The 24651-nt window shown below is 56.2% G+C and carries 24 protein-coding genes; 16 read left to right on the top strand and 8 right to left on the bottom strand.

All coding sequences use genetic code 11. The features are described 5' to 3' along the window. Positions 1-116: 116 nt before the first annotated feature. Together dapA and ROA7450_RS05080 are read left to right on the top strand one after the other, a co-directional pair. Positions 117-992, top strand: a complete 876-nt coding sequence (gene dapA, locus ROA7450_RS05085; protein WP_085804569.1) for a 4-hydroxy-tetrahydrodipicolinate synthase — start codon at positions 117-119, stop codon at positions 990-992. A 206-nt stretch (positions 993-1198) separates the two neighbouring features. After that, the gene (locus ROA7450_RS05080; protein ID WP_085804568.1) at positions 1199-1840 is read left to right on the top strand and encodes a hypothetical protein; all 642 of its coding nucleotides are present in this window, start codon (positions 1199-1201) and stop codon (positions 1838-1840) included. 58 nt (positions 1841-1898) lie between these two features. Here the strand turns inward: ROA7450_RS05080 and ROA7450_RS05075 are convergent, their stop codons facing one another. Genes ROA7450_RS05075 through pncA form a run of 3 tightly spaced genes read right to left on the bottom strand, consistent with a single transcriptional unit; the run spans position 1899 to position 3856 of the window. Continuing rightward, positions 1899-2687, bottom strand: coding sequence for an SseB family protein (locus ROA7450_RS05075; RefSeq protein WP_085804567.1), 789 nt, complete (start codon positions 2685-2687; stop codon positions 1899-1901). Continuing rightward, positions 2680-3267: a uracil-DNA glycosylase family protein gene (locus tag ROA7450_RS05070; RefSeq protein WP_085804566.1), complete on the bottom strand. Its 588-nt coding sequence runs from the start codon at positions 3265-3267 to the stop codon at positions 2680-2682. Before ROA7450_RS05070 ends, ROA7450_RS05075 begins: the two co-directional genes overlap by 8 nt. After that, complete coding sequence (pncA, locus tag ROA7450_RS05065; protein ID WP_085804565.1) at positions 3260-3856, bottom strand: bifunctional nicotinamidase/pyrazinamidase; 597 nt, start codon at positions 3854-3856, stop codon at positions 3260-3262. The genes ROA7450_RS05070 and pncA overlap by 8 nt, the downstream gene beginning before the upstream one ends. Before the next feature lie 102 nt (positions 3857-3958). Here pncA and ROA7450_RS05060 point away from each other — a divergent pair, with 102 nt between their 5' ends. From ROA7450_RS05060 to ROA7450_RS05045, 4 genes are all read left to right on the top strand, one after another. Next, the gene (locus ROA7450_RS05060; RefSeq protein ID WP_085804564.1) at positions 3959-4456 is read left to right on the top strand and encodes a hypothetical protein; all 498 of its coding nucleotides are present in this window, start codon (positions 3959-3961) and stop codon (positions 4454-4456) included. Positions 4457-4617: 161 nt separating this feature from the next. Further along, the gene (locus ROA7450_RS05055; RefSeq protein WP_143534363.1) at positions 4618-5028 is read left to right on the top strand and encodes a hypothetical protein; all 411 of its coding nucleotides are present in this window, start codon (positions 4618-4620) and stop codon (positions 5026-5028) included. Positions 5029-5179: 151 nt separating this feature from the next. Next, complete coding sequence (gene trhO / locus ROA7450_RS05050; protein ID WP_085804562.1) at positions 5180-6097, top strand: oxygen-dependent tRNA uridine(34) hydroxylase TrhO; 918 nt, start codon at positions 5180-5182, stop codon at positions 6095-6097. A gap of 77 nt (positions 6098-6174) precedes the next feature. Continuing rightward, positions 6175-7125, top strand: a complete 951-nt coding sequence (locus tag ROA7450_RS05045) for a KpsF/GutQ family sugar-phosphate isomerase (protein ID WP_085804561.1) — start codon at positions 6175-6177, stop codon at positions 7123-7125. 107 nt (positions 7126-7232) lie between these two features. On the opposite strand, the gene ROA7450_RS05040 is transcribed toward ROA7450_RS05045, so the two are convergent. Together ROA7450_RS05040 and ROA7450_RS05035 are read right to left on the bottom strand one after the other, a co-directional pair. After that, positions 7233-8420, bottom strand: a complete 1188-nt coding sequence (locus ROA7450_RS05040; RefSeq protein WP_085804560.1) for a CaiB/BaiF CoA transferase family protein — start codon at positions 8418-8420, stop codon at positions 7233-7235. Between the two features lie 3 nt (positions 8421-8423). Next, positions 8424-10040, bottom strand: coding sequence for a thiamine pyrophosphate-binding protein (locus ROA7450_RS05035; protein WP_085804559.1), 1617 nt, complete (start codon positions 10038-10040; stop codon positions 8424-8426). 225 nt (positions 10041-10265) lie between these two features. On the opposite strand from ROA7450_RS05035, the gene ROA7450_RS05030 reads away from it, so the two are divergent. The 8 genes from ROA7450_RS05030 to ROA7450_RS04995 all read left to right on the top strand — a co-directional run bounded on the left by ROA7450_RS05030 (position 10266) and on the right by ROA7450_RS04995 (position 19444). Next, positions 10266-10784, top strand: coding sequence for a YHS domain-containing (seleno)protein (locus tag ROA7450_RS05030; RefSeq protein ID WP_085804558.1), 519 nt, complete (start codon positions 10266-10268; stop codon positions 10782-10784). Between the two features lie 214 nt (positions 10785-10998). After that, entirely contained in the window at positions 10999-11340 is a 342-nt protein-coding gene (locus tag ROA7450_RS05025) for a rhodanese-like domain-containing protein (RefSeq protein ID WP_234999444.1), read from the top strand. Between the two features lies 1 nt (position 11341). Then, a complete protein-coding gene (locus tag ROA7450_RS05020) occupies positions 11342-12184 on the top strand; it encodes a CE1 family esterase (protein ID WP_085804556.1) in 843 nt (280 codons plus the stop codon). Positions 12185-12629: 445 nt separating this feature from the next. Beyond that, positions 12630-14003, top strand: a complete 1374-nt coding sequence (locus ROA7450_RS05015; protein ID WP_085804555.1) for a tetratricopeptide repeat protein — start codon at positions 12630-12632, stop codon at positions 14001-14003. Between the two features lie 54 nt (positions 14004-14057). Continuing rightward, the gene (locus tag ROA7450_RS05010; RefSeq protein WP_085804554.1) at positions 14058-15260 is read left to right on the top strand and encodes an OpgC family protein; all 1203 of its coding nucleotides are present in this window, start codon (positions 14058-14060) and stop codon (positions 15258-15260) included. Between the two features lie 3 nt (positions 15261-15263). Beyond that, positions 15264-16793, top strand: coding sequence for an OpgD/OpgG family glucan biosynthesis protein (locus ROA7450_RS05005; RefSeq protein ID WP_085804553.1), 1530 nt, complete (start codon positions 15264-15266; stop codon positions 16791-16793). Then, complete coding sequence (gene mdoH, locus ROA7450_RS05000) at positions 16790-18706, top strand: glucans biosynthesis glucosyltransferase MdoH (RefSeq protein WP_234999443.1); 1917 nt, start codon at positions 16790-16792, stop codon at positions 18704-18706. Before ROA7450_RS05005 ends, mdoH begins: the two co-directional genes overlap by 4 nt. 54 nt (positions 18707-18760) lie before the next feature. Next, positions 18761-19444 carry a dimethylsulfonioproprionate lyase family protein gene (locus ROA7450_RS04995; RefSeq protein ID WP_085804552.1) on the top strand — a complete coding sequence of 228 codons (684 nt, stop codon included), beginning with the start codon at positions 18761-18763 and terminating at the stop codon, positions 19442-19444. A gap of 61 nt (positions 19445-19505) precedes the next feature. Here the strand turns inward: ROA7450_RS04995 and ROA7450_RS04990 are convergent, their stop codons facing one another. Both ROA7450_RS04990 and ROA7450_RS04985 read right to left on the bottom strand, forming a co-directional pair. Beyond that, positions 19506-20294: a hypothetical protein gene (locus ROA7450_RS04990; protein ID WP_085804551.1), complete on the bottom strand. Its 789-nt coding sequence runs from the start codon at positions 20292-20294 to the stop codon at positions 19506-19508. 165 nt (positions 20295-20459) lie between these two features. Continuing rightward, positions 20460-21647 carry an MFS transporter gene (locus tag ROA7450_RS04985; protein ID WP_085804550.1) on the bottom strand — a complete coding sequence of 396 codons (1188 nt, stop codon included), beginning with the start codon at positions 21645-21647 and terminating at the stop codon, positions 20460-20462. A gap of 91 nt (positions 21648-21738) precedes the next feature. Here ROA7450_RS04985 and ROA7450_RS04980 point away from each other — a divergent pair, with 91 nt between their 5' ends. Next, positions 21739-22473, top strand: a complete 735-nt coding sequence (locus ROA7450_RS04980) for an AraC family transcriptional regulator (RefSeq protein WP_159454001.1) — start codon at positions 21739-21741, stop codon at positions 22471-22473. Between the two features lie 6 nt (positions 22474-22479). Here ROA7450_RS04980 and ROA7450_RS04975 read toward each other — a convergent pair whose 3' ends face one another. Further along, complete coding sequence (locus tag ROA7450_RS04975) at positions 22480-23355, bottom strand: hypothetical protein (RefSeq protein WP_085804548.1); 876 nt, start codon at positions 23353-23355, stop codon at positions 22480-22482. A gap of 232 nt (positions 23356-23587) precedes the next feature. On the opposite strand from ROA7450_RS04975, the gene ROA7450_RS04970 reads away from it, so the two are divergent. Further along, positions 23588-24649: a DMT family transporter gene (locus ROA7450_RS04970; protein ID WP_085804547.1), complete on the top strand. Its 1062-nt coding sequence runs from the start codon at positions 23588-23590 to the stop codon at positions 24647-24649. Positions 24650-24651 lie beyond the last annotated feature (2 nt).

The raw sequence follows: 24651 nt of genomic DNA, 5'->3' as shown, positions 1-24651 counted from the left end.
CGTCACTGGCAAACGTCCACTCACAAGCTTGGCAGAGGGACATATTCTCGCTAAGTGTCGCACGGTTTATGCAACCGGGCCCTTTGCCCGCCACACGATGATGAAAGGAGCGTGTCATGTTCAAAGGATCTTTTCCTGCTTTGGTCACGCCGTTCAAGAACGGCGAGCTGGATCTGGAAACACTCAAAAAGCTGGTCGAGTGGCATATCGGCGAAGGCAGCAACGGTTTGGTCCCTGTTGGCACCACCGGCGAAAGCCCAACCCTAACCCACGAAGAGCATGAAACCGTAATCGAGGAAGTGGTGCGTGCCGCCGCTGGCCGCATCCCGGTGATTGCAGGCGCGGGTAGCAACAACACATTGGAAACAATGCGCTTCCTGCAGCACGCCGAAAAGGTTGGTGCCGCTGCTGGTCTGGTTGTCACACCCTATTACAACAAACCCACACAACGCGGGCTGATCGCACATTTCACGGCTGCGCATGACTGCTGCAACTTGCCTATTGTGATCTACAACATCCCCGGTCGATCAGTCGTCGACATGACACCCGAGACCATGGGTGAACTGGCGAAATTGCCAAGAATTGTTGGGGTTAAGGACGCAACTGGCGATTTGGCGCGGGTGTGTCAGCAGCGCATGACCTGCGGCAAGGACTTTGCCCAGATCTCGGGCGAGGATGCCACCGCACATGGGTTCAACGCCCAAGGCGGACAAGGTGTGATCTCTGTCACCGCCAACGTCGCGCCCAAGCTGGTGGCTCAGGTGCAAGAGGCCACATTGGCCGGCGATTATGCCACTGCATTGGATTTGCAGGACAAATTGATGCCGTTGCACAAGGCGATCTTTACCGAGCCGGGTCTCGTGGGCGCAAAATACGCCATGTCCAAACTGGACCTGTGCAGTGAAGAGGTGCGCTCGCCCCTTACCAGCCTGAGCGACGAGACCAAAGTTCTGGTCGATGACGCCCTACGCTTTGCAGGGTTGATGAACTAAGGTTTACTAGTCCGTACGGTCTGGAAACCCATGTACAGGTTGTACGACTTGCACATGGGTTTTTTACGAAACTCGGGGTGTGGCGTCGTGCGCCGTCAAAACGGGTCAGTTTGGGCGCGTGCCGGGTGGTAGTGTCAGATTAAGAATTGGTGGGCAAAATTGCCCACCCTACGTTTACTGTTCATCTCAGAAGGCAATACGGAGCCATGCTACGCGTGAAGGTATTTTTAGAGGCACTCACAGTATTCGCTAGCTTTCTTGTCGGAACCGGAATCCACAGCCCGATCAAAGCGGAAAACAACGTCGAAGAACTTCGAGATCTACCAACACCGACAAAAAAGATATTCAGAGCTGAACACATCTATGTTTGTACCAATTTCGAAGAGTTAGACGTGAACGTCATTGAGGCATTTGTGAAAGGTGCTATTCCTAACCGAAAGCTTGGCGAAATCACAGTGAACGGCTTCAACTCTGACTCATCTGACGGTCCTATTGTCCGCCTCTTCATTTCAGATGAGAACCCGAGTGAGGAATTTTTCTCCTGCGTTACACATAGATCCGCCGGGCCCGATCACACGAAAACTCAAGAAACCATCAGGCACAATATAAAAATCGTGAACTCCGATGAACTCCCAGTAGAAATACCTGACTCGCCGATCCCAACAGGAAATATTTTTACGGCATCCCAGTGGATAAAAGATTCAGAATGGCCAGCGTATGTTTACATTTCTCAAATAGACTCACCGGGGCGGGTCTGCGATTTTCTTATATCTCTCTTCGGATTCTCTTCCAAATACCGCTCAAATCAACTTCCCTGCACCCATAACTTACCATCGTATATAGATTAAGCGTCTCGTAGCCATGATGGGCTGGCACCCACTCTACCGAAATTCACTACAGTCCTTGCTACCGCAATCTCGGCGGTTTTGCGGGGTTGCGGCCGGGGGCGGTGGGGGTGAGGCTTTGCGGTTCTTCTGGTGTGGGCAGGTCGATCCTTAGAGCCTGCGCGGCAAGGACCTGAGTGGCGGGGTCATCGGCGCGCAGAAATCCGACATCCATCGCCGCAGCCTCGAGCCCGGAGAAGGCCAGCACTTCGGCAACCATCTGGGCCAGCGCGGGTTGGGCGGCGGTGGGCGCACCGGTGAAGCCGACAAAGAACCCCTGCTCGCCGCTGTCATAGCTGGCCTTGGTGATATAGGCGCTTTCGGCCAGACCGGCGGCGTGTGATAGGCGGGTGTCCAGCGCGGTCAACACGGTTTCGGGCAAGCCAGCGGGGGCGTCAAACTGCACCGGACGGCGGGTGGTTTCATCGGGCGTATCGGGCAGCATTTGTTGCAGCCACTCAAGGGCGGCGGGTTCCAGCAGGTTTTGCCCGTCGTCTATGCCCAGATTGATGCCAAGACCAATCCCCTGCCCGGCCAGCATGCTGATCAGCGCGCTGCCAGAGAGCGCGGCATATGGGGCCTCGCGCCCGACAAAGCCCGCCAGACGCTCGGGTCGATCAAAGGCCAAAGCAAACCCTGTGCCTTCGACCTCGAACAGATCAGGCGAGATGTTGTCGAGGTCCGGTTCTTCGGTCAGCAGCAAGAATAGCTCGGACCCGGCGAGGTGTTCAAAATAGTGCAGTTCGGCCTGTGTGTTGTCTGGCGCGGCCTGCATCGCGGCAAAGGCATGATCAAGCGGGGTATCAGGCATTGAGGGCATCCTTGACCCGGGCACGCAGGACGGGCAGCAGCTCCGCCTCGAACCACGGGTTTTTCTTGAGCCAGCCGGTATTGCGCCAGCTGGGGTGCGGCAGGGTGAAGACATTGGGCGCATGGTCACGCCAAGATTTCACCGTTTCGGTCACGCCAGTTTTGGCCCCAAGGTGGTATTTATGGGCATAGCCGCCAACCAGCACGGTGGTCTGCACGTTCTTGAGGGTGTTCATCACGCGGGTATGCCACGTTTCACCGCAAATCTTTGGCGGCGGCAGATCGGAGCCCTTGGCATCATAGCCGGGAAAGCAAAAAGCCATGGGCACAATGGCGACGTTTTTTGTATTGTAGAACGCCTCAGGATCTAGGCCCAGCCAGTCGCGCAGGCGATCACCGGAGGGGTCATCAAACGGCTGGCCGGATTTATGCACCCGCATGCCGGGGGCTTGGCCTGCGATCAGCAGGCGCGCAGAGGGTTGAAACCAAACCACCGGTCGCGGTTCATGCGCGGTATGGGTGGCGGCGAAGCGATCCTCGCAAATCCGACAGGTGGCGATTTCGGTGGCGATGTCAGGCAAGCGTGACCCCGGCCTGTGTCATGGCATCAGTGGCGGCGGCCAGTGAGCCATCCAGATCAATCGCGCGGCACAGATCAGTGCGCACGGTTGTTTTGTAACCCAGCTTGGCCGCGTCCTGCGCAGAAAAGCTGACGCAGAAATCGGTGGCAAGGCCAACCATGGTCAGATCCGTAATGCCCCGGGTTTGCAGGTAGCCATGCAGGCCGGTGGGGGTTTTCTGGTCGTTCTCGAAAAACGCTGAATAGCTGTCAATTGCCGGGTTATAGCCCTTGCGCACGATCATATCGGCGCGGGCGGTGTTGAGGTCTGGATGGAAGGCGCCGCCCGCGCTGCCCTGAATGCAGTGATCGGGCCAGAGCACTTGGGGACCGTAAGGCATTTCAGTGAGTTCGAAAGGCGCTTTGCCATCGTGCGCACTGGCGAAGGAGCTATGGCCCGCCGGATGCCAATCTTGCGTCAGGATCAATGCAGAGAAATCGGCCATAAAGCTGTTGATGCCTTGCACGATCTCGTCACCCCCCGCCACGGCCAGCGCACCGCCGGGACAGAAATCATTCTGGACATCAATCACGATCAATGCTTGCGTCATTGTTATCGCCTCCCTTTGCGCCAAAGAGTTAGGGGGTTGAATGGAGGGGGTCAAGCGGATGGCCCACGCTCATAGCTCCAAATGATCACGAAGGCACATTAAATGAATGAACTGACATTTCGGTATGGCCTTTCGTTGTTTCAATCGACGATCGCAATCCTGATTGTAGCGGGCACATTAGCTGGCACAACTCTTATGGCTTTGAAGGCAGATTCGACCCTAACCATCGTCAATAGAATTGAACTGGGCACCCAATCCACAGCCATACTTTTTTTTTGGATATTATCTGCGGTGGTGAGCCTTGGTTTACTTGCAATGGTGCATATTTTGGTGAAGTTGATCACGCAGCCAGTGTATGTGTCTATAGACGAACATTACATCCGAGTGCCGCGCTCTCAACTGAGTAAAGAGGCCGATCAGTTGCGTTGGGAGGATGTCACTTTCTTAAAAGAGAGTAGCGTCAAGCCGGAAGTTCTTTGGGTCGTCGCGGAGCAAGCAAATCAAGTGGCGATTATCCAGGCAAGATACCTAAGGAAGAAACACTATAAACAAATCAAGCAGCGTATTTCAGACCGGCTACCTCATATTGAAATCGAATAACGATAGAGGCATCAAAGCACCTAAGCTGCGTCGTATCCAACACAGGTGTCATTGATCGCGGCGAACGAGAAACCCGACAATTGAACATTCAATCTTTTAACTATTCGCCCAACAAATTCTTTGCGCTTACTTCTTTGGCATTTGGTATTACCGCGTTCGCTATGTCGGCATATGCCTTATGGACAGGCGATCTGGTCGTTGGTTCCAAACACTTTAAAAACCTGACGCGTGACCAAAGCTGGTATGTGCTTTGGTTTCTCGCCCTCGTTGGCGCGCTCTTCTTTTGGTTTGGGTCCTGGATCACCTATCTGGCATTCAGTGTTTCAAGATACATAGAAGTATTCGATGATCGTATTATTCTTCCCAAATCGGCCCTGTCGCTCAAAACCCTCGAAATTCCGTTTCAAAGCATTTCGAAATTTGAGGCACATTCGACGCAATGGTCTGAAAGCCTCTTCATTCATTACGGCAGCAAGAAAGCCGCAGTCATCTCATTGGCGTTTGGAACATCAGAATTTGAATCCTTCAAATTTGCCTTTGAACAAAACTTACTGCGCTTTCGGCACGGATAGACGAAGGCAGATACGCGAAAGAGCCAATTTGACCCACATCAAAGACCGCGCTCTTGATCCTGAGGCATGAGAGGCGTATTGCCGCCTGTCAAAGGCAGTTTTGTCGTGCCTTGTGCGAACTGCCCCTTATTAACCAGATTGATCCGAGCCCATGTATACCATCGCTGCCCTCTATCATTTCACCCGTTTTGACGACCCAGCCGCCATTCAGGGGCCGCTCAAGGAGCTGTGCGATACGCAGGGCATCACCGGTATTTTGCTGCTGGCGAATGAAGGGATCAACGGCACCGTCGCGGGGCCGCGCGCGGGTATTGATGCGCTGCTGACGCATCTCCGAGCCCTGCCCGGCTGCGCTGAACTGGTGCACAAAGAGAGCTTCAGCGAAGCCCGCCCCTTTGGACGGATGAAGGTCAAGCTGAAGAAAGAGATCGTCACCATGGGCCAGCCGGACGTGGATCCGACGGCTAGTGTAGGCCACTATGTCGAGCCTGCGGACTGGAACGAGCTGATCCGCTCCCCCGATGTGGCGGTGATCGACACGCGCAATGACTACGAGGTGGCGATTGGCACTTTTGAGGGTGCGGTGGACCCGGAAACCGCCTCGTTCCGTGACTTTCCAGCGTGGTGGGAGGAAAACAAGGAGCGGTTCCACAACAAGCGCATTGCGATGTTCTGCACTGGCGGCATTCGTTGCGAGAAATCGACCAACTTCCTGATGGGACAAGGGATTGAGGATGTTTACCACCTGAAGGGTGGGATCCTGAAATACCTTGAGGAAGTGCCGCAAGAGGACAGTACTTGGGAAGGCGAATGTTTTGTGTTCGACGGGCGAGTGTCTGTTGGTCACGGGCTGAAGGAAGGGCCGCATGAGCTGTGCTATGCCTGCCGCCGTCCGATCCTGCCTGCGGATATGGAACGCGAAGACTACGAACGCGGGGTCTCGTGCCACCAGTGCATCAATGAAACCTCGGATTGGGACAAGGGCCGGTTCCGCGAGCGACAAAAGCAGATTGCCCTGTCGGAAAAACGTGGCGAAGTGCATATGCCCTATCTGCCGGGCGGCGAATAAGCGACACCTGTCAGGGGGTTGGCCCCCGGGCTGCTTCGGGCTATCACAGCGCATAGGATTTGCGTGAAGGAACGCCGATGACGACCCCCTCCAGCCATGCCCGCGACGTGCTGTCGATTGAAATCGATGCCCTGATTGACATGCGGGACAATCTGCCGCCGGACTTTGATGCGGTGGTTGAGATGTTGCTCAAGGTGCAGGGGCGGGTGATTGTCTCGGGCATGGGCAAATCCGGCCATATCGCTGCCAAAATCGCCGCCACCATGGCCAGCACCGGCACGCCAGCACAATATGTTCACCCGGGCGAGGCCAGCCATGGCGATCTGGGGATGATCACGGCACAGGATGCGGTGGTGCTGATCTCCAACTCTGGCGAGACCAAAGAACTGGCTGATATGATCGCGCACACACGGCGGTTTGCCATTCCGCTGGTGGCAATCACCAAACGCGCCAGCAGCACTTTGGCCAAGCAGGGCGACTACCAGCTGCAACTGCCCGAAGCGCGCGAAGCCTGCGCGCTTGGCATGGCGCCCACGACCTCTACCACCTGCACGCTGGCACTGGGGGATGCGGTTGCGGTGGCGATGATGCATCTGCGCGGGTTTGAAAAGGAAAACTACCTGACCTTCCATCCGGGCGGCTCATTGGGGGCACAGTTGATGCCGGTCTCAGCGGTGATGCACACGGGCGATGACCTGCCGATTGTGCACGAGGCGACCCCCATGACCGAAGCTTTGCTTGAAATGACCGCCAAGGGGTTCGGGGTGGCTGCACTCATCGAAAACGGCCGCTTGACCGGGGTGATCACCGACGGCGACCTGCGCCGCAATATGGATGGGCTGATGAGCCAGACAGCGGCTGATGTTGCCACCCGCACGCCAACCACGATTTCTCCCGGAGCCCTGCTGCCCGAAGCTTTGGGAATTATGAACAGCAAGAAAATCAGCGCCCTCTTTGCGGTGGATGATCAAGGCCAAGTGCAGGGGCTGGTGCATATTCATGACATCCTGCGCACGGGCGTGGCGTAATCATTTCGCTCGCCTCCAGCACAACGGCCGGGGGTTTGGGGGCAGCGCCCCCAAGGCCTGCGTGGCCTGAACGCAATCCATCCTGAGCGCATCAATGATGCGCGCCGTTAGGTCACTTCCGTCTGCTGTAGCTGCGCCAGAACCTCTTCGGTATGTTCGCCAAAGCGGGGTGGGCTGGTGCGATAGCTGACCGGTGTTTTTGAAAACTTCAGCGGATTGCCCAGCAAGGAAACCTCGCCGTTTTCTGCGCTCTCCACCGGCATTTTAATCACTCCATCACGCGCTTTGGCCTGATCCGACCCCAGAGCACGATCCAGCGTGTTGACCGGCCCCACCGGCACTTTCACCGCTTCCAGTCCTGCGATCACCTCGTCCATCGTGTAATCATTCAGACGCGTTGCAATCTGCGGGATCAACTCCAATCGGTTTTCAATGCGCGCGGGATTGGTGCTGAACTTCACGTCATCAGCCAATTCCGCCAGCCCCAGGAAATCACAGAACCGCCGGAATTGCGCGTCGTTGCCCACGGCCACGATGACATGGCCATCTGAAGTGCCAAACACCTCGTAAGGCACGATGTTCGGGTGGCCATTGCCGCGGCGCTGCGGCAACTGCCCGCTGGTCAGGAAGTTGGCGCCTTCGTTGATCAGCCAGGCCATTTGCGTATCAACCAGCGCCACATCTATATGCTGCCCTTCGCCGCTTTGGTCGCGGTGACGCAGCGCCGCCAGAACGCCGATAGTCGCATACATGCCGCACATCACATCGGCGATGCCGACGCCCACTTTCATCGGCTGCCCGTCGGCCTCTCCGGTCAAACTCATGATGCCGCCAAAGCCCTGTGCCATCAGATCATAACCGGGCTTTTCACGGTTCGGGCCGGTTTGGCCGTAGCCCGAGATCGAGCAATAGATCAGCGATGGATGCACTACCTTCAAACCCTCATAGTCCAAGCCATACTTCGACAAACCGCCGGGCTTGAAGTTTTCCACCACGATGTCGGCGCGCACGGCCAGTTGGCGGATCAGTTCCTGCCCTTCGGGCGTGGCAATATCGACTGCAACCGATTGCTTGTTGCGGTTGGTACACATGAAATAGGCGCTCAGATCGGTTTGATTGCCGTCCACATCGCGCACATAGGGCGGACCCCAAGCGCGGGTGTCATCGCCCTTGGACTTTGGATTTTCGATCTTCCAGACGGTTGCCCCCAAATCGCCCAGCATCTGCGTGCAGGTTGGTCCGGCCAGAATGCGGCTCAGATCCAGAACAACTAATCCATCAAGTGCCCCTGCCATGTATCAAATCCTTCCATCATAGGCGCCGCGCTCGATCTCAGCGGCAATTACGGTGAATGTGTCAGCTTGCTGCGCGGCTTTCAGAGCCTCGGCCAATTCAACCCGCGAGGTGACCCGGTGCCCCTGCCCGCCAAAAGCGCGGCCAATGGCGGCAAAGTCGTGATGCGCAAAATCGACACCGCGATTGACCATCTGACGCTGGCGTTGTTTCAGCTCGATCAGTGCCAGACTGCGATCTACAAAAACCACAAAAATGGTTTTTAACTCCAGTTCGGCGGCTGAGGCCAGCTCACCCGCGATCATCAGAAACCCAGCATCGCCCGAGAAAGACACAGAGATCCGCTCCGGCTCAACTATTGAGGCGCCAATAGCCAATGGTACGGCGCAGCCCATAGTGCAGAGTGCAGAGGACTGCAGCAGGCTGCGCGGTTCTGAGCATTTCCAGATTTGTGACAGCAAAATTCGGTGCGCACCGGAGTCAGCGGTGGCAGTGGTGTTGGCAGGCAGATGTCTTTGGCACTCTGCGATGACTGCTGCGGGGCCCCAATCTTCCGAGGTGTCAAAGGCTTTGCTCAAAGCGTCTTTGACCGCAGACACTTCACCAGCCGTCCACGTTTGAACAGGTGCAATTCCATCCGACAGGGTGTTCAAGCCTGTCGCGGTGTCACAGGTAAAGTTCAAAGTTGCCTGATGCATATAGTGGTGATTGGGTTCGGCACTGATGTCGATCACGTTCACCTGTGCCGGATCCCAGATGTTCTGCCAGCCCGTGCGCATTTCAATCGGGTCGTAACCAGCACAAAGGATCAGATCCGCTGATTGAATAAACGGCAGCAGATGTTTGTCCGCCAAGGGTGACAACCCCGCCCCCCCCAGACAAAGCGGATGGTCTTCGGCAATGATGCCCTTGGCCTTATAGGTCGTCACGAACGGTACGTTGTGATGATTAGCAAACTGCAAGAGTGCTTCCTCGGCCCTCTCATTCATTGCATCGACACCAACAATCATCACCGGCTTGCGCGCCTTGGCCAGCCAGCCACGCGCGCGATCCAGATCCACACCATGTGCTGGGGCGGTCGCGCCCGCAGGAGCTCGGTGGGGAGTGATCGCATTTGAGACGTTGGCATCGGCTACAGAAATTGGCACGTCAATGAACACCGGCCCCGGCCGGCCCTCGAGCGCGATGCCAAGCGCCTTATCGGTGATTAATCCTGCGCTGGCGGTGCTGAGCGTAAAGGTGGCCTTGGTGATCGGGGCGAAAACGGCGGAATGATCCATCACCTGATGAGTGTATTGCTGCGCCTCGTCGGCATCGACGCAGCCCGACAGCATGATCAGGGGCACACGCTCCTGCATGGCGTTGGCCACCGCATTTACCGCATTCATCGCACCGGGGCCGATGGTGGCCACCACAATGCCGGGTGCGCCGGTGCGCTGCCAAACGGCCTCGGCCATGAAACCGGCAGCGTTTTCATGCTTAACCAATGTGAACTTGATCCCAGCCTGTTCCAGCGCATCCACCAGCGTCAGCACCTCGCCACCCGGCATGCCAAATGCATGGCGGCATCCGGCCTGATACAGGCGTTCGGCGAGCAGATCAGCGGCTCGTTTCTGTGTCATCTCATACACCCACGTTTGTGCAACAGGGATTGCTTGGCACAGATTTGGCATAAGTTACAGGACACAGTTTCGTTTTTTCGACATCTCGCGCCCTTGTGCCAAATATTTCAATCTCGGGTGCAATTCCCACGGAGCTTCACAGTTTTGCGAGGGGGGATGTGCACTTGCCGCCTCCCGGCTATCTTCAGGACAAGAACACCATGCCATTCAGAAAAGGATCTGAAGATGAAACGTTTCGCCTCTGTCGCTTTCGCCGCACTGCTTGCCCCGATGGCCGCGTTTGCCGGCCCTCAATATGTTGATGAAACCGGCTTCGCCGTGTCCGGTTTTGATGTCGTGGCCTACTTCGATCTTGAGCAAAACGCTGTAGGCGAAAAACAGACAGCACCAGTGCCCGGTAAAAAATCGATTACAGCTGACTATAACGGCGCAACCTTTGCCTTCTCGTCCGAAGAAAACCGCGACAAATTCACTGCCGATCCAGCGCACTATGCCCCGCAGTTTGATGGCCATTGCGCCTACGGTGTATCGAAAGGCGGCAAGGTTCCGGCGAACCCGAACCTGTGGCGGATCGTAGATGACAAACTGTATCTGAACATCACCCCTGTTGTTGTTGGCTTCTGGGAGGAAGACATCCCGGGAAACATTTCGCTGGCTGGCAGCAATTGGCCAGGTATCGAGGGCAGCGATGCCTCAACCAGCACGATCCCGAAATACACTTCGGATGCACCACAGGCGGACTAAGAAATTAGATAATGTTGCAGGGCTGCTCGGGCGGCCCTGTTTTGATTTATAAATCCATTGTAGGCAGAATGCGCCAATTCTACAGCCGACAGCAGGCCTGATGCAGAACAGATTGATCACCCGACGAAACCTCTTATTGTCATCCGCAGCAGTGAGCATTGCGGCAGGTTGGGGTGTTTGGCACGCTCAATCTGGCGAGATTTCGGAGGTAGGCATGGACGCGGACAAAGCATATGAACTGGCGAAAGCCGGAGAGATCACTCTGGTCGACATCCGTCGCCCTGATGAGTGGGCAGCAACAGGCATCCCTGCTGGCGCTAAACCGCTGGACATGCGGCGCGAAGATTTCATCGCCGAGCTGTCCAAGATTACAGCCAATGCACGCGATAAGCCCGTCGTTCTGATCTGCGCCGGTGGGGTCCGGTCTGGACGAATGCGCACGAATCTGACCGAGGCTGGTCTGACCAATATTCAGGATATCCCTGAGGGCATTGGCGGCTCTGCCTCTGGCCCCGGTTGGTTGGCGCGTGGGCTGCCAGTGGAAGAGGCACAGTAATATGCGCAATCTCTTTGCTGCATTGATCGCATCGGCGATGTTCACCAGCCCAGCGATGGCGAAATGTCTGGATCGTGACGCGGCCTGCGAGATCGAATTGGGTGAGTATCACGTTCTGGCACCGGAAGGACCCGCCGATGACACCCGACCTGCGGTCGTGTTCCTGCACGGCTACGGCAACCACGGCGGCAACACCATCAACAATGTGGCTCTGATCGAGCCAATGCTGGTACGCGGTTATGTGGTGATCGCCCCAACCGGCCTGCCCCGAGAAAATGGTCCGGGGTCGCGCTGGTCATTTTTACCCGAAGATGATCGTCGCAATGAACTGGCATTTATCAATGCTGTGTTGGAAGACGTGCAGGCCAAGGCCCCTTTTGATCGGTCGCGCGTCCTGTTGGCAGGCTTTTCCGAAGGGGCGTTTCAAACCAGCTACATTGCTTGCGAAACGCCAGAAGAGTTCGCAGCATACGCACCTTTAGCCGGTGGATTCTGGCGGCCACATCCAGACAATTGCGCTGGACCAGTGCGCCTATTGCAAACCCATGGCTGGTCTGATGGAACCGTGCCAATTGAAGGCCGACCGCTTGCCGGTGGAAAGTTCCTGCAAGGGGACATATTCCAGACACTTCAAATATGGCGCGACGCCAATTCCTGCGATCAGATGCGCGCCGATGAGCGTACAACCGACGGACCATTTTGGCTTAGAACATGGACGCACTGCGCCCCCGGAAGTGCATTGCAGTTCGCTTTGCACGAGGGAGGTCATGCGTTGCCGGAGGGGTGGTCGGATTTTGCATTGGATTGGTTCGAAAGACTTTCGACAAGCGAAGTTAGTCAATAATATCTGATTCTTGTGCCCGGCCGCCCTTCTCGGAATTGAAATGTTTCAATATGAGGAGCTGCGCCCTTTGAGCGAAAGCAACTCAGATCAGCACAACTTTGAGCGACTTTTTGCTCTTGTTGTTTTGCGTCAACTGGAAGCGATTGCTGCCTCGACAAGGCCATCAGCGAATATCCAAATTTTATTATTAAATATCTATACCTTACAAAGATTGATCTCTAATCAAACCAGTTTCACATCTTTGCATACAAGGCCTCTCAACTGGCGAAAAACTGCCATTTCGATACAAGCGCTCTGCCTTAACAGCACGGATTCTTTGCAATAATTCGCCCAACACTCTCTCTTTTGGTCAAAACGGCGTGACCTGAGGCCTCGGACGCTGTAGCGACGCCAATAACACCAGTATGTTAGCGCCAAATGTATTTGCCTTGTAAAGGACAGCCCTATGAAAAGCGACCTGTTTGGAAATGATGTCAGCCTGACCTCGGATGCCCACGTGGCCTCTTGGGATGCGTTGCAGCTGGCGTTTCTGGCGCATGGGGCCAGTGCACCAACTCATCTGGGGGCTGTGCTGGAAGGTGCGCCGGATTTTGCCATGGCGCATGCGCTCAAGGGTTTGTTTTGCGTCATGTTGGGACGCACCGAGATGACCGCTACCGCACGAGAGGCACAAGCGGCGGCGCATAAGGCGATGGCCACAGGACTCGCTACACCGCGCGAACGGCTGTTCGTGGATGCCCTTGATCATTGGCTGGCAGGCCAGCCGGTTCTGGCAATCAATGCAATGGAAGAAGTCCTGAAGCACAATCCGCAAGACAGCGCCGCGATGAAAATCAGCCACGCGATCCGGTTTATTCTGGGCGACGCGGCAGGCATGCGCCAATCAATCGAACGGGTGCTGCCAAGCTATGGCGCGGATCACGCTGGGCTGGGTTATCTCAAGGGCTGTTATGCCTTTGCGCTGGAAGAAACTGGCGACTATGCGCTGGCTGAAAAAATCGGCCGCGAAGCGGTAGAACACACGCCGAATGATGCCTGGGGTTTGCATGCGGTGGCGCATGTCTATGACATGACCGCTAATTCTGCGGCTGGCCTGAATTGGCTGACCGGACGCGAAGCAGCCTGGGCGCATTGCAACAACTTCCGTTATCACGTCTGGTGGCACAAGGCGCTGATGCATCTGGACGCGGGTCAGGTAGACGAAGTGCTGGCGCTGTATGACACCGAAATCCGTAAAGATCACACCGATGACTATCGCGATATCTCAAACGGGGCATCGCTATTGATGCGATTGGAGCTGGACGGCGTCGATGTCGGCCACCGCTGGGAAGAAATGGCCAGCATCTCCGAAGCGCGCACCGAAGACGGCTGCTTAATTTTTGCTGACCTGCACTATCTGCTGGCACTTATGGGCGGGAACCGCGACGCGGCTCTGGGTCGTCTGGTCGGGCGCATTCATGAAGACGCCAAAGCCAGCCAAACCGAGGCCCAGATGCGCATGGCCAACCCGGGCATGGCGGCGGCTGACGGGCTCGAGGCCTTTGGTGAAGGGGATTACAAATCAGCCTTCCTCAATCTGGCACAGGCACGACGGCACATGCAGGGCGCGGGCGGCAGCCATGCCCAGCGCGACGTGTTTGAACGTATGACCATTGATGCAGGCATTCGCGCCGGGCTCTTTGATGACGCCAGGGATATTCTGGACGACCGCAAGACGCGCCGGGACGGTCATGAAGACGGATATGCTGCAGCGCGTTATCAAATGATTGCCGATTTTCAGCACAATGCAGAACAAGGCTTGCGCCTGCCCGCCGAATAAGTAAGGGAAACCCGCGATTTACAGAACGATCACGATTTTGGAGCGACATCACTTATGTCAGCGATCAGTACCACAGTTCCTGTTATGACAAGCGCCGTGCAGCCCCCTGCTGCCGCAGTGTCCGGCGTGCGCGACCCGCGGCTGGATTTCTATCGCGGTCTGGCGATGTTCATTATCCTGATTGCACATGTCCCCGGTAATTTCCTGACGCTGTGGATTCCTGCGCGCTTCGGATTTTCTGATGCGACAGAGATTTTTGTGTTCTGCTCCGGCATGGCTTCGGCCATTGCCTTTGGCAAGGTGTTTGCCGAGCGGAGCTGGTGGCTGGGCTCCGCGCGGGTCACATTCCGTGTCTGGCAAGTGTACTGGGCGCATATCGGGTTGTTCTTTACCATCGCGATGCTGATGGCCGCACTGAATGCAACCGAGCTCTTTGACAAAAACTACATCAACTCGCTCAACTTGGGGCATTTTTTCAAAAACCCTGAGCAGCAGTTGATCGGGTTAATGACGCTGACTTACGTGCCGAATTACTTTGATATTCTGCCGATGTATCTGGTCATTCTGGCAATGATGCCCTTCATGGTGGCACTGGCGCAGGTCAATGTCTGGCTGATGATCGGGGCCTCGCTCACCATCTGGCTGGGCGCGCAATTTGAATACCTGGATCTGCCTGCAGAGCCATGGTCAGATCGCAACTGGTTTTTCAATCCCTTTGGCTGGCAATTGGTGTTCTTCACCGGCTTTGCACTCATGCGTGGCTGGATCCCTGCTCCGCCTCGCGACAAGCGCCTGATGTGGCTATGCATCGCGATTGTTCTGCTCAGCATCCCTTTGGCCTATTTCCGCGTTTTGAACGCATTTCCTGAGCTCAAGCCTTTGCGCGCAGAAATAAACTTCTTCATAGAAAAAAGTGATTTCGGCCTATTTCGCTATATCCATTTCCTCGCGCTTGCCTATCTGGGCTGGTTCGTGGCTGGCGAACAGGGGCGAAATCTAGTGGCGCGTGGCACCAGCCTGGCCGCCCGTATCTGGCAGCAAATTCTGACGTTGATCCTGAAGGTCGGCCAGCAGTCATTGGCGGTGTTTGTCGTGTCGATGGTGATCGCGCGTTTGATCGGCGTTGGCTTTGACACCTTCGGGCGCGATATCTGGGTCGTCTGGACTGGAAACTTGATCGGCTTCGCAATTTTGATTGCTGTTGCCTATATCGCGGGGTGGTTCAAATCCAACCCTTGGCGCAAAAAACGGGGATAATTGATGGATCGTCGCGACTTTCTCGGATTTGTGTCTGCGTTTGCCGGTATGGCCACCCTGCCCGCCCATGCGGCAGATGGTACGGTGCGGCCGCATTTCATGGACAGCACCCCCTTTGATCTGGCGGGCCTGATTGCACGCGCCAAGCAAATGGCCGAGGCCCCTTATGAGCCGCGCGCCGAGGTTCCACAGGCGTGGAAAGACCTCAGCTATGACGAATATCGCGCGATCCGTTATCGCAGCGGCAGCGCGCTGTGGCGGGACACGCAAACCCCGTTTCAGGTCGATTTCTTTGCGCCGGGTCTGTATTTCCATCGTACGGTTCAGATCAATGTGGTTGAGGATGCACAATCCCACCGTGTTGCCTTTGATTTTGAGCTGTTTGACAAATCCAACCCGGCCCCGGATCTGCCAATAGCCGAGGATCTGGGTTTTTCCGGCTTCCGCCTGCGCACCGAGATCAAGAAACCCGGTCGCTATGACGAGTTCTTTGTCATGCAAGGCGCCAGCTACTTCCGTGCCGTCGGGCGTGACAATGCTTACGGGCTGTCGGCGCGAGGGTTGGCGATTGATACCGGCGAGGCCAGCGGCGAAGAATTCCCGGATTTCACCGAATTTTGGATCGAACGTCCGGAGCCGGGACAGGACCACGTGTTGATCCATGCTTTCATGGACAGCCCTTCGGTCACAGGTGTCTACAGCTTTACGGTCATGCCCGGGGATGCGACCAAGGTGGATGTCACCGCCCGCCTGTTCCCGCGCGACGACATAAGTCACGCGGGCATTGCCCCGCTGACCAGCATGTTCCTGTTCGATGAAACCAACCGCAACCGGTTTGATGATTTCCGCCCGGCTGTTCATGACAACGACGGGCTGATGATCCAGAACGGTGCGGGTGAAACGCTGTGGCGCCCGCTGGCCAACCCGATTGAGCTACAGGTGAGCAGCTTTGTCGATACTGCGCCCAAGGGCTTTGGCCTGATGCAGCGCGCCAATCAGTTTTCGGATTTTGCCGATCTTGAGGCGCATTATCACAAGCGACCCAGCCTGTGGATTGAGCCTGCCGAAGACTGGGGCAAAGGCGCAGTGACACTGGTGGAAATCCCTGCAGACCGCGAAATTTACGACAATATCGTCGCCTACTGGCGTCCTGCCGATGGGCTGCCCAAAGGGCAGGAAACCACGCTGAATTACCGCATGTACTGGGGCAATGGTGCGCCATCCACTGCGCCGGTGGCCAAGGTGTTAAACACCCGTTTGGGCAAGCGGTTCGAAGGTGGCTATATCGTCACCATCGATTTTGAAAGCATCCCGGTTCTACTCAAGGACCTTGAGGAGCTGACGCTGTTCATCGGCTCCAACACCGGCACCCACAGCGAGGGCATCGTCCAGCGCAACCCCGAAACCGGTGGGCTACGCCTGGCCTTTACCTTTGACCCAGAAGGGGCGCAGGCGGTCGAGCTGCGCGCCCAGCTGCGCCACAACAAGGCCAACGTGAGCGAGGTCTGGCTCTATCGGTGGACGGCGTCGTGAACCGCCCGGTCATCATAGACCAGCGCATGCCGCCGCGCGCACCTCTTGAGATGCCAAAGCAAGACCTGCGCCGCCACACACCTGTGGTGACCGCGCCAACCTCTTGGAAAACGCTGCTGTATCGTTTGGCCGTCTTTGTACCTGCTCTCATAACCACCGGCCTGTTGATCGGGGCCTTTGTGGACTGGATGTCAAACGGCGGGCTGAACGCGGTTGAGATGTTGTTGATCTGCCTGGTTGGTCTGACCTTTATGTGGATCTCGCTTTATGTGAGTTCTGCCAGCCTTGGGTTTCTGGCCCACTTCAGCCTTTTGAAACGCGCCGCCCTGCCACAGCAGGATGGCGATGCGATGAGTGTCGCACTTTTGGTGCCGATGTATCACGAGGCGCCGGGTGATGTGTTCGGTAATCTTGCCGCTATGGCGCAAGATCTGGCTGCGGCCCAGACATCTCACAGCTATGACATCTTTTTCCTCAGCGATACGCAGGATGCCGAGTCAGGCAAGCAGGAACGTGTCGTATTTGATCGGTTCTGCAGCTTCCTGCCCCATGGCATCAACGCCTACTACCGCCGCCGCGAGGTCAACAAAGATAAGAAAAGTGGTAATATCGCCGATTGGCTGACCAATTGGGGTGGTGCCTATGACGCCATGCTGGTGCTGGATGCAGACAGCCTGATGTCGGCCAGCGCCGTGACCCGATTAACGGATGCCATGGCGTCGGATCCGCGTGCCGGACTGGTGCAATCGCAACCGCAGCTTTATGCCGGGCAAAGCCTGTTTGCACGCACGCAGCAGTTTGCCGGGGCAGCTTACGGTTTCATCCTCGCCAAGGGCCTATCGCTGTGGTCTGGGAAAGAGGGCAATTTCTGGGGTCATAACGCGATTATCCGCACCCGCGCCTTTGCTGAAACCGCAGGTCTGCCCAAGATCCGGGGCCTGCGCAGCCGCGAAACCCTGATCCTGAGCCATGATATTGTTGAGGCCGCCCTGCTGCGTCGCGGAGGCTGGTCGGTGCGCTTCCTGCCGGAGATTAAGGGCAGTTATGAAGAAGCACCTGCAAATCTGGTGGACTTCGCCATTCGCGACCGCCGCTGGTGCTATGGCAACATGCAACACATGCGCATCCTTGGCAGCAAGGGCCTGCACTGGGTGTCGCGCTTTCATCTGTTACACGGTGCTATGGGTTATTTGATGTCTCCCGTCTGGTTTCTGCTGCTGATCATCTGGGTTCTGTTGGGCCGTACGCCCGAGGCCAACCCGATCACTTATTTCAGCGCGCAAAACCCGCTCTATCCAATGTGGCCGGAAAATAGCATGGTCAACTCCTTCGGGTTGCTGCTGTTCATGTATTCGATGCTGCTGCTGCCCAAGTTGCTGGGAATCATCACCTGCGCACTGACCCCGGGCGCCGTAAGTGGCTTCGGTGGGCCAATGCGGTTGGGCCTGTCTTTCCTGACAGAAGTCGCCTGTTCGATCGCCTATGCACCGATCCTGATGATCCAGCAAAGCATCGCCGTTATTCGCGCCTTCATCGGCATCCCCGCCAAATGGGCCCCGCAACAGCGGCAGGGCGGGCAGTATTCGGTTCTGACTCTGTTCAAATTCCATGCGCTGGAAACACTGTTTGGCACGTTGATCATCGCCGGGATGGGCTTGGGCATTGTCTCAATCTGGCTGTTGCCTATTGGTTTGAGCCTGCTGCTCTCGGTGCCACTCTCCGCCCTTAGCGGATTGCGCCCGAGGGGCGGGCTGCTACCGCGCTGGATCATGAGCACGCCGGATGACATCACCCCACCCCAGATCATGAAGGCCAGCCGTCATTGGCGGACGCTGATGGGGGGAACTGCGCATGTCACTGCCACGACCGAGCGGCCCAAGACAAAAATCGCTACCAAACCGCAAGCCGCTTGACGACAGACCCTATTCCTATCGAATGTAGGTGGGCAACATGTCGGCGGTTCTTGGATGTCCTATGCGCACCAGATCAGTATTTTTGAAGAGGCACGGGCCTGTCTCGAACGGGCTTGCGGCTGCAATCCTGACACCAAGGATATGCTACACGACCTGAACACCATTGGCCGGTCAGAGACGGCCAATGATTGTCTGTCCGGCACGATCCCCGCGCATGCGGATCTGCTGTGCGACACCATTTCGCAAATTCCTGACGGGCCACTCAGCAAACTGAAACTCGCATTAACGCATGCACATCATCACCTGCATTGGCGCGTGGATGACGGCGAATATTACGCAAATGGGGCTGATGTTGGCGAAGGGTATCGAACAGGCAACATGCATGCACTTTTGGTCGGGCCACAAAACAGTCTGTTTCATGCCAATGATTTCTTGCTCGGTTTCTTCCTGCTGGCTCCAAGGACGCTTTACCGGGATCACAAGCATCTTGCGCCAGAGGTATACATGCCACTGACCGGGCCGAACGGGTGGCGATTTGGAGCGGGCGATTGGCGTGATCACGATGCGGGCGAGATTATTTACAACGCGCCCAATATCGTGCATGCGACGCGGGTCTACGATATTCCGTTCTTGTCACTTTTTGCTTGGACGCGGAACATCGCCCAGCCTTGCAGCGTTGTCTTTGCGCAGGATTGGGATGCGGTTGAGGCAGAGTTGCAATTACCGGATAAGCCGTGAAATCCGGCACTGTTTTTATCGTCAGCTCAGGTCATCCTGAGCTGACTGTCTTTGAGAAGAACTACTCGAATACCGAGGCGAGATCATTCATGCTGGTCCCCTCTTTGATCTCGCGCAGGCGGGCATAGATCAACGAGATAGCAACTGCCGAAAGGCCATAGGAGACCCCCGTGATCGCCGCAAATAGGACGATGGAAACGGCACCCACTGCGGCGCCCCCGAAACCGATGCCGACCAAGCCCAGAACGAACGTCAGGGCAAAACTCAACGCCCACGAACAAATTCCAATCAAGATAAGTGACCCCAAGACCGGCCACCGATATTCCTTGGTCAGGCTGGTGCTGCGCCCCAACGCTCCAAATCCAGCGCGGTCAATCACGACAGCTGGAACCAGAACTGAGAACACAGCATAAAGCCACAAACCTGGCACGACCAATGCAAGCGAAGCCAAACCAATCAGGATCCCGGCCACGATGGACAGAAGGGTAATTGGGACGATGGATTGAACTGCTCGCGAAAAATACGCGGCAACGTTTGCGGGACGGCCCAGCTTTGAATCATATGCCATCTGAACCAGAAGCGCTGTTGACAGGCCATATACGGCGAACTGAATCACCATCGACAAGGCAAACCCCATGCCAGAAAAAGCCTCCAGAGATATATTTGTATCGTCCCCCATAGCCAGGCCCCAGCCGACCAACTGACCGGTTACCACCAAACCGATCAAGGTCGGCACGAAGGCCAAAATCAAAACGGTGAAGAACTTTCGAAAAAAAATGGTGAAGCTTTCACCGATAATGCTGCCGACACCCAATGGTTCGCCAAGCGATGAAACGGAATTTACGGCCATGTTACTCTCTGTATTGTTGATATGGCATGCAGAATCTGCACTGTGAAACAACTCGAATGAAACCCGCAAAATAAGTCGCCTTCAAGGCGAGTCGAGCAGATCAGCGCAAAAATGTTGAGAGGGCCAATACGCCAACATCTCTTTGAGCCGTTTTGAAACCCAATGTCATATCGTCACTTCCTGCTTGGTGGACGTTTTTGGCAAGAACCACGCCGCGGTAAATATGGCGACCGATGCCATCGCCAACCCTGCAAACTGGACCTCAAATCCCAGCCCAAGTCTTTGCAGCATTGCGATCAGCGGCACCGCCGCTGACCCCACCCCTAGCGACAGGACGTATTCCACCGACACCGCGCGTGATCGGATACCCGCATTCAGGTAATGCCCAACCAGCCATGTGGTAATGGGGATGCCTGCAAAAACCAACGTGACAGCGGCCAGCGTCGCACCAAAGGCGAGCCAGCCAGCGGCCTGTGTCAGGATCAAGAACAAGACCGCCTCGCCCATCATTAGGGATAGCAGGATCGGACGGGCACCCATTCGGTCGAGCAGTTCCCCCACCGGTAGTTGCGCAAAGGCGGCGATGGCAAAGATTACCCCGGCTGACGCCCCAATCCACAACAGATCGGCATTCCCGCTGATCAAGCGTTCCTCAAGGAATTTCGGCAGTGATATTGTGACCATGTTGAACACCATCCCCCCAAAAAGAGCAGCGATGCAGATCACAGCAAAGACCACCCACTGCGTGCGTTGGTCATAGGAGGGCGAAGGTTTGACATCTCTGGTTTGCATTGGGGCAGATAGCGCACGGGCATCGCGACTCCGCAAAAACAAGGCGGCACCGATGGCAATCGACAAAGCACCCGGCACGGCGAAGGCGCTTTGCCATCCCATCGTCTGCGCCAGCACACCCGTGGTGATCGTGGCCGCCGCAAGCCCCATGTTGCCAAACACCCCGTTGATGGCTAACGCCCGGCCCGACCGCAATCCAATCTGCGTAACATGCGCCAGCCCGACAGGGTGATAGATCGACGCAAACGCCCCAAGTGCCCCAAGGCCAATCATCAAGGCGACAGGCCCCGATGCCAGAGCAATCCACAGGCTGGAAGCCCCGCAACCGATAAAGAACACTGTGATTAGCATCAGCCGGTCATATCGATCCCCCAACCATCCAGACGGCAAGGTCCCCAGTGCAAACATTATATAAAGCGGGCTGCCAAACAGCAGCACGTCAGCAAAGTTCATCCCCCAGGTGGGCGCAATGGCAATCGCGGCAGTTGGAAAAATCAACAAAAAGAAATGATCCATGAAGTGGGCGACATTAATGAAATGTAGGGCCTCAGTGCGTGTCATATGCTTTTCCTAAATGAACAGGCTTTGGCTTGATCTCTAGCAGAGAACTGCATTAGCATCTGTCGACATAATGCCAATTAATACGCCAAATATGCCAAACCCCACCAAGCCGGATCTCACCGGACTGGCCTCCTCCTATGAAGCGGGCACGCTGATTGAACCGCATGCCCATAAGGCGCATCAGATCGTGCATGCCATTTCGGGCACGATGCGGGTGATGGTGCTGGATCGGATATGGTTTGTACCGCCTGGGCGTGCCCTATGGGTGCCAGCCCAAACCGAGCATGCAATCCGCTGTATTGGTCTCGTCGAAATGCGTACCGCCTATCTGAGCGAGGCCTACGCAGCACCGCACTCTGGTGTGCTTGTTATCGCTGTCTCTGGACTGATGCGCGAGATACTGGTCCGGCTCGCTACATGCGACGAAGCTGGTTTGAATCTAGCACTGGCAGAGGTTTTGCTTGCGGAAATCTCAGACGGCGTGTTGGAGCCCTTGAGCCTACCCATCCCAGCGGATTCACGTATCGCGAAGCTATCCAATCAACTGCAAGCCAATCCCGCAGATCAGACGCCCCTTCCCGCTTGGGCAAAACATCTGGGGTATTCTGAGCGCAACCTGATCCGTCACATCCGATCAGAGACAGGCATGACGTTTCGAGAACTCAGGCGCCTGACCCGGGTTCTGGTGGCGTTGGATAGGCTTTCCGCAGGGCAATCTGTCACGCAGGTGGCGTATGATGTGGGATTTGAAACCCCAAGCGCCTTTATTCACGCCTTCCGCACCATTATCGGACAAACACCCCGACAGTTCATGGCCGGGGTGTAGGCCGCGCTACGCGGCCTCAGGTGAAATTGGCCAATCCGCAACTGGTGTCAGTTCCTCAGGCGGGCGCGCCAAAAAGATCTGAGCGTGAAAGAATCCCGTTGTCTCCACCCCGTCGGTGTCATGCCCGCGGCCCTTGGCATTGGCGATGGCGCGTTCCTGTTCCTCGGGATCAGCAAAGCGGCGATGGCGGAAGGGCGGTACTGCAATTGATTCAACCACATAACCATGATCACGCATCACCTCGATGGCTTCTGCGGTATCATTTCCGCGAATGGGGGCAGTGGCGATCCACGGGCGGCGGGCCTTGGCGGCGCTCAAGACACGGTCCAGCGCGCGAGGCAACATATGGGCGATACTACCGCATTCCACGATCAGGTCACAGGTGGATAGATCCTGCGCCAGCGCCTCACTGGGCAAATTGTCCTCAAGATTCTCGGCATAGATCGCATCAAAAACGCCAACATCCCGTCCATAGGCCAATGCCTTGTCGGCCACATCAATGCCAATGAACCGATTAATATTGTCTGGCGCGCGATTGCCCGTCAGCCAGTCGCGATCGTTGGCAATGGTCTCGGCTACAGTGGCGGTGTCGCACCAACCTTCCTGATAGCGCGCCAACACATCATCGAGTGTCAGATTATGGCGCAGCAATTCGGCAGCAATGCCATACCCGCTGGCAAAGTCAACAATGTTGGCCCGGTGCAGCCCGCGCAAATGGCGCAACTCCGCTAGAACGGCCTTGAAGCCAGCCACAGCATGATGCGCCGTGCGAAACCCGGCATGATGCATCGCCTGAAAGTAAGCGCGGCTGTCGGCAAGATTGTAAATGTCATCATAGATGGTCACCAGTTTGCGACCTTGTCCATCCTGCTCTTCAATCATGGCATGCTCCGCTGTCTTCACTGTTCCCTACTTGGCATAGGATGTGTCATTTAGGAACCTTATGTTTCACTTGGGAACCATCACGTGAAGAAGATGCTAAATATCTGCAATTCCTGAAACAATGTTTCGCCGACTGACCGCAACGTGACCGGGATTACAGCCATCCCCCTTGCCAGAACGTCTAGAAACCTGCGAAATAACGCATAGTTAGCCACAGGCAAGGATTCACCCCATGGCCAAGACTGATACAAACATCGCTTCTGCGCCCTCCAAGGCCCTTTTGGGTATCGGGCTGGTTTGGTTGGCGGTCTTTATCTACGCTTCGTCAAACTCCATCGTCTCCCTGCTGGCTGACATTGGCCGGCAACATCCGGTGATGGGGCGTAATGCGGTGTCACTGTGCAACTTGTTGTTTCTGGGGTCCCTGATCTCATTGGTGCCAATGGTGTTCATGTTCCACAAGGACTGGACCCGCGAAAACCTGCGCAAGCTGAGCCGTAAGGATTGGGCGGTTCTGACACTATCTGCCGTGCTCTCCTCGGCGCTCACACCTGCGCTGTTTTTCATTGCCTTGGATTACACCACCGTCACCAATGTGGTCTTGATCGGTCGGATCGAGCCGCCCTTGTTCCTGCTCGCCACCTTCTTTGTTCTAAAGGAGCCACTGGACCCTTGGGCCTTTGGCGCGGGTGTGATTGCGCTGCTAGGCGCAATGGTCATGATCGCAATGAATGGCTCAGACGCAGCCTTTACCTTTGGCAAGGGTGAGATAGCCACAGTCTTTGCGACTCTATCGTTCATCGCCTCGACCATCGTGACTCGGGTGGGGTTGAAGAACGTGCCCCTAGGGATCTTTTCGATTTACCGCACGGTGCTGGGCACCATCATCTATTATTTTCTGGCGCTTTACCTCTATGGGCCCAACCATTTTCAGGATCTTTTCACCGCTGTTCTGTGGAAATGGGTTTGGGTCTACGCCATCATCGTCATCATCATCGGGCAGTTTGCATGGAATATCGGGCTCAAGAATGCGCGTGCGGGAGATGTTTCACTGGCCACCTCGTTTTCACCGGTTGCAGCCTTGATCATTGCCATGGTGCTGCTGGGCGAAGACCCTGGTCCCGGGTTGATCCCCGGTGGGTTGATCATTCTGGCCGCCATTGGTGTGGGACAGTTTGGCCGGATCAGGGGCACGCGTCTGAAAAAGCAGCGTGAAGAAGAAGAACAGCGCGCCAAATCCAAATTGGACCGCGCGCTGGAACAAGAAGGCAGAATGAATTTCAAAGGGGCTTGAGG

The organism is Roseovarius albus (assembly GCF_900172335.1).
GTDB lineage: Bacteria > Pseudomonadota > Alphaproteobacteria > Rhodobacterales > Rhodobacteraceae > Roseovarius > Roseovarius albus.
Note: the sequence above shows the minus strand (reverse complement) of the source record. Positions and strands in the feature narration are given on the sequence as shown.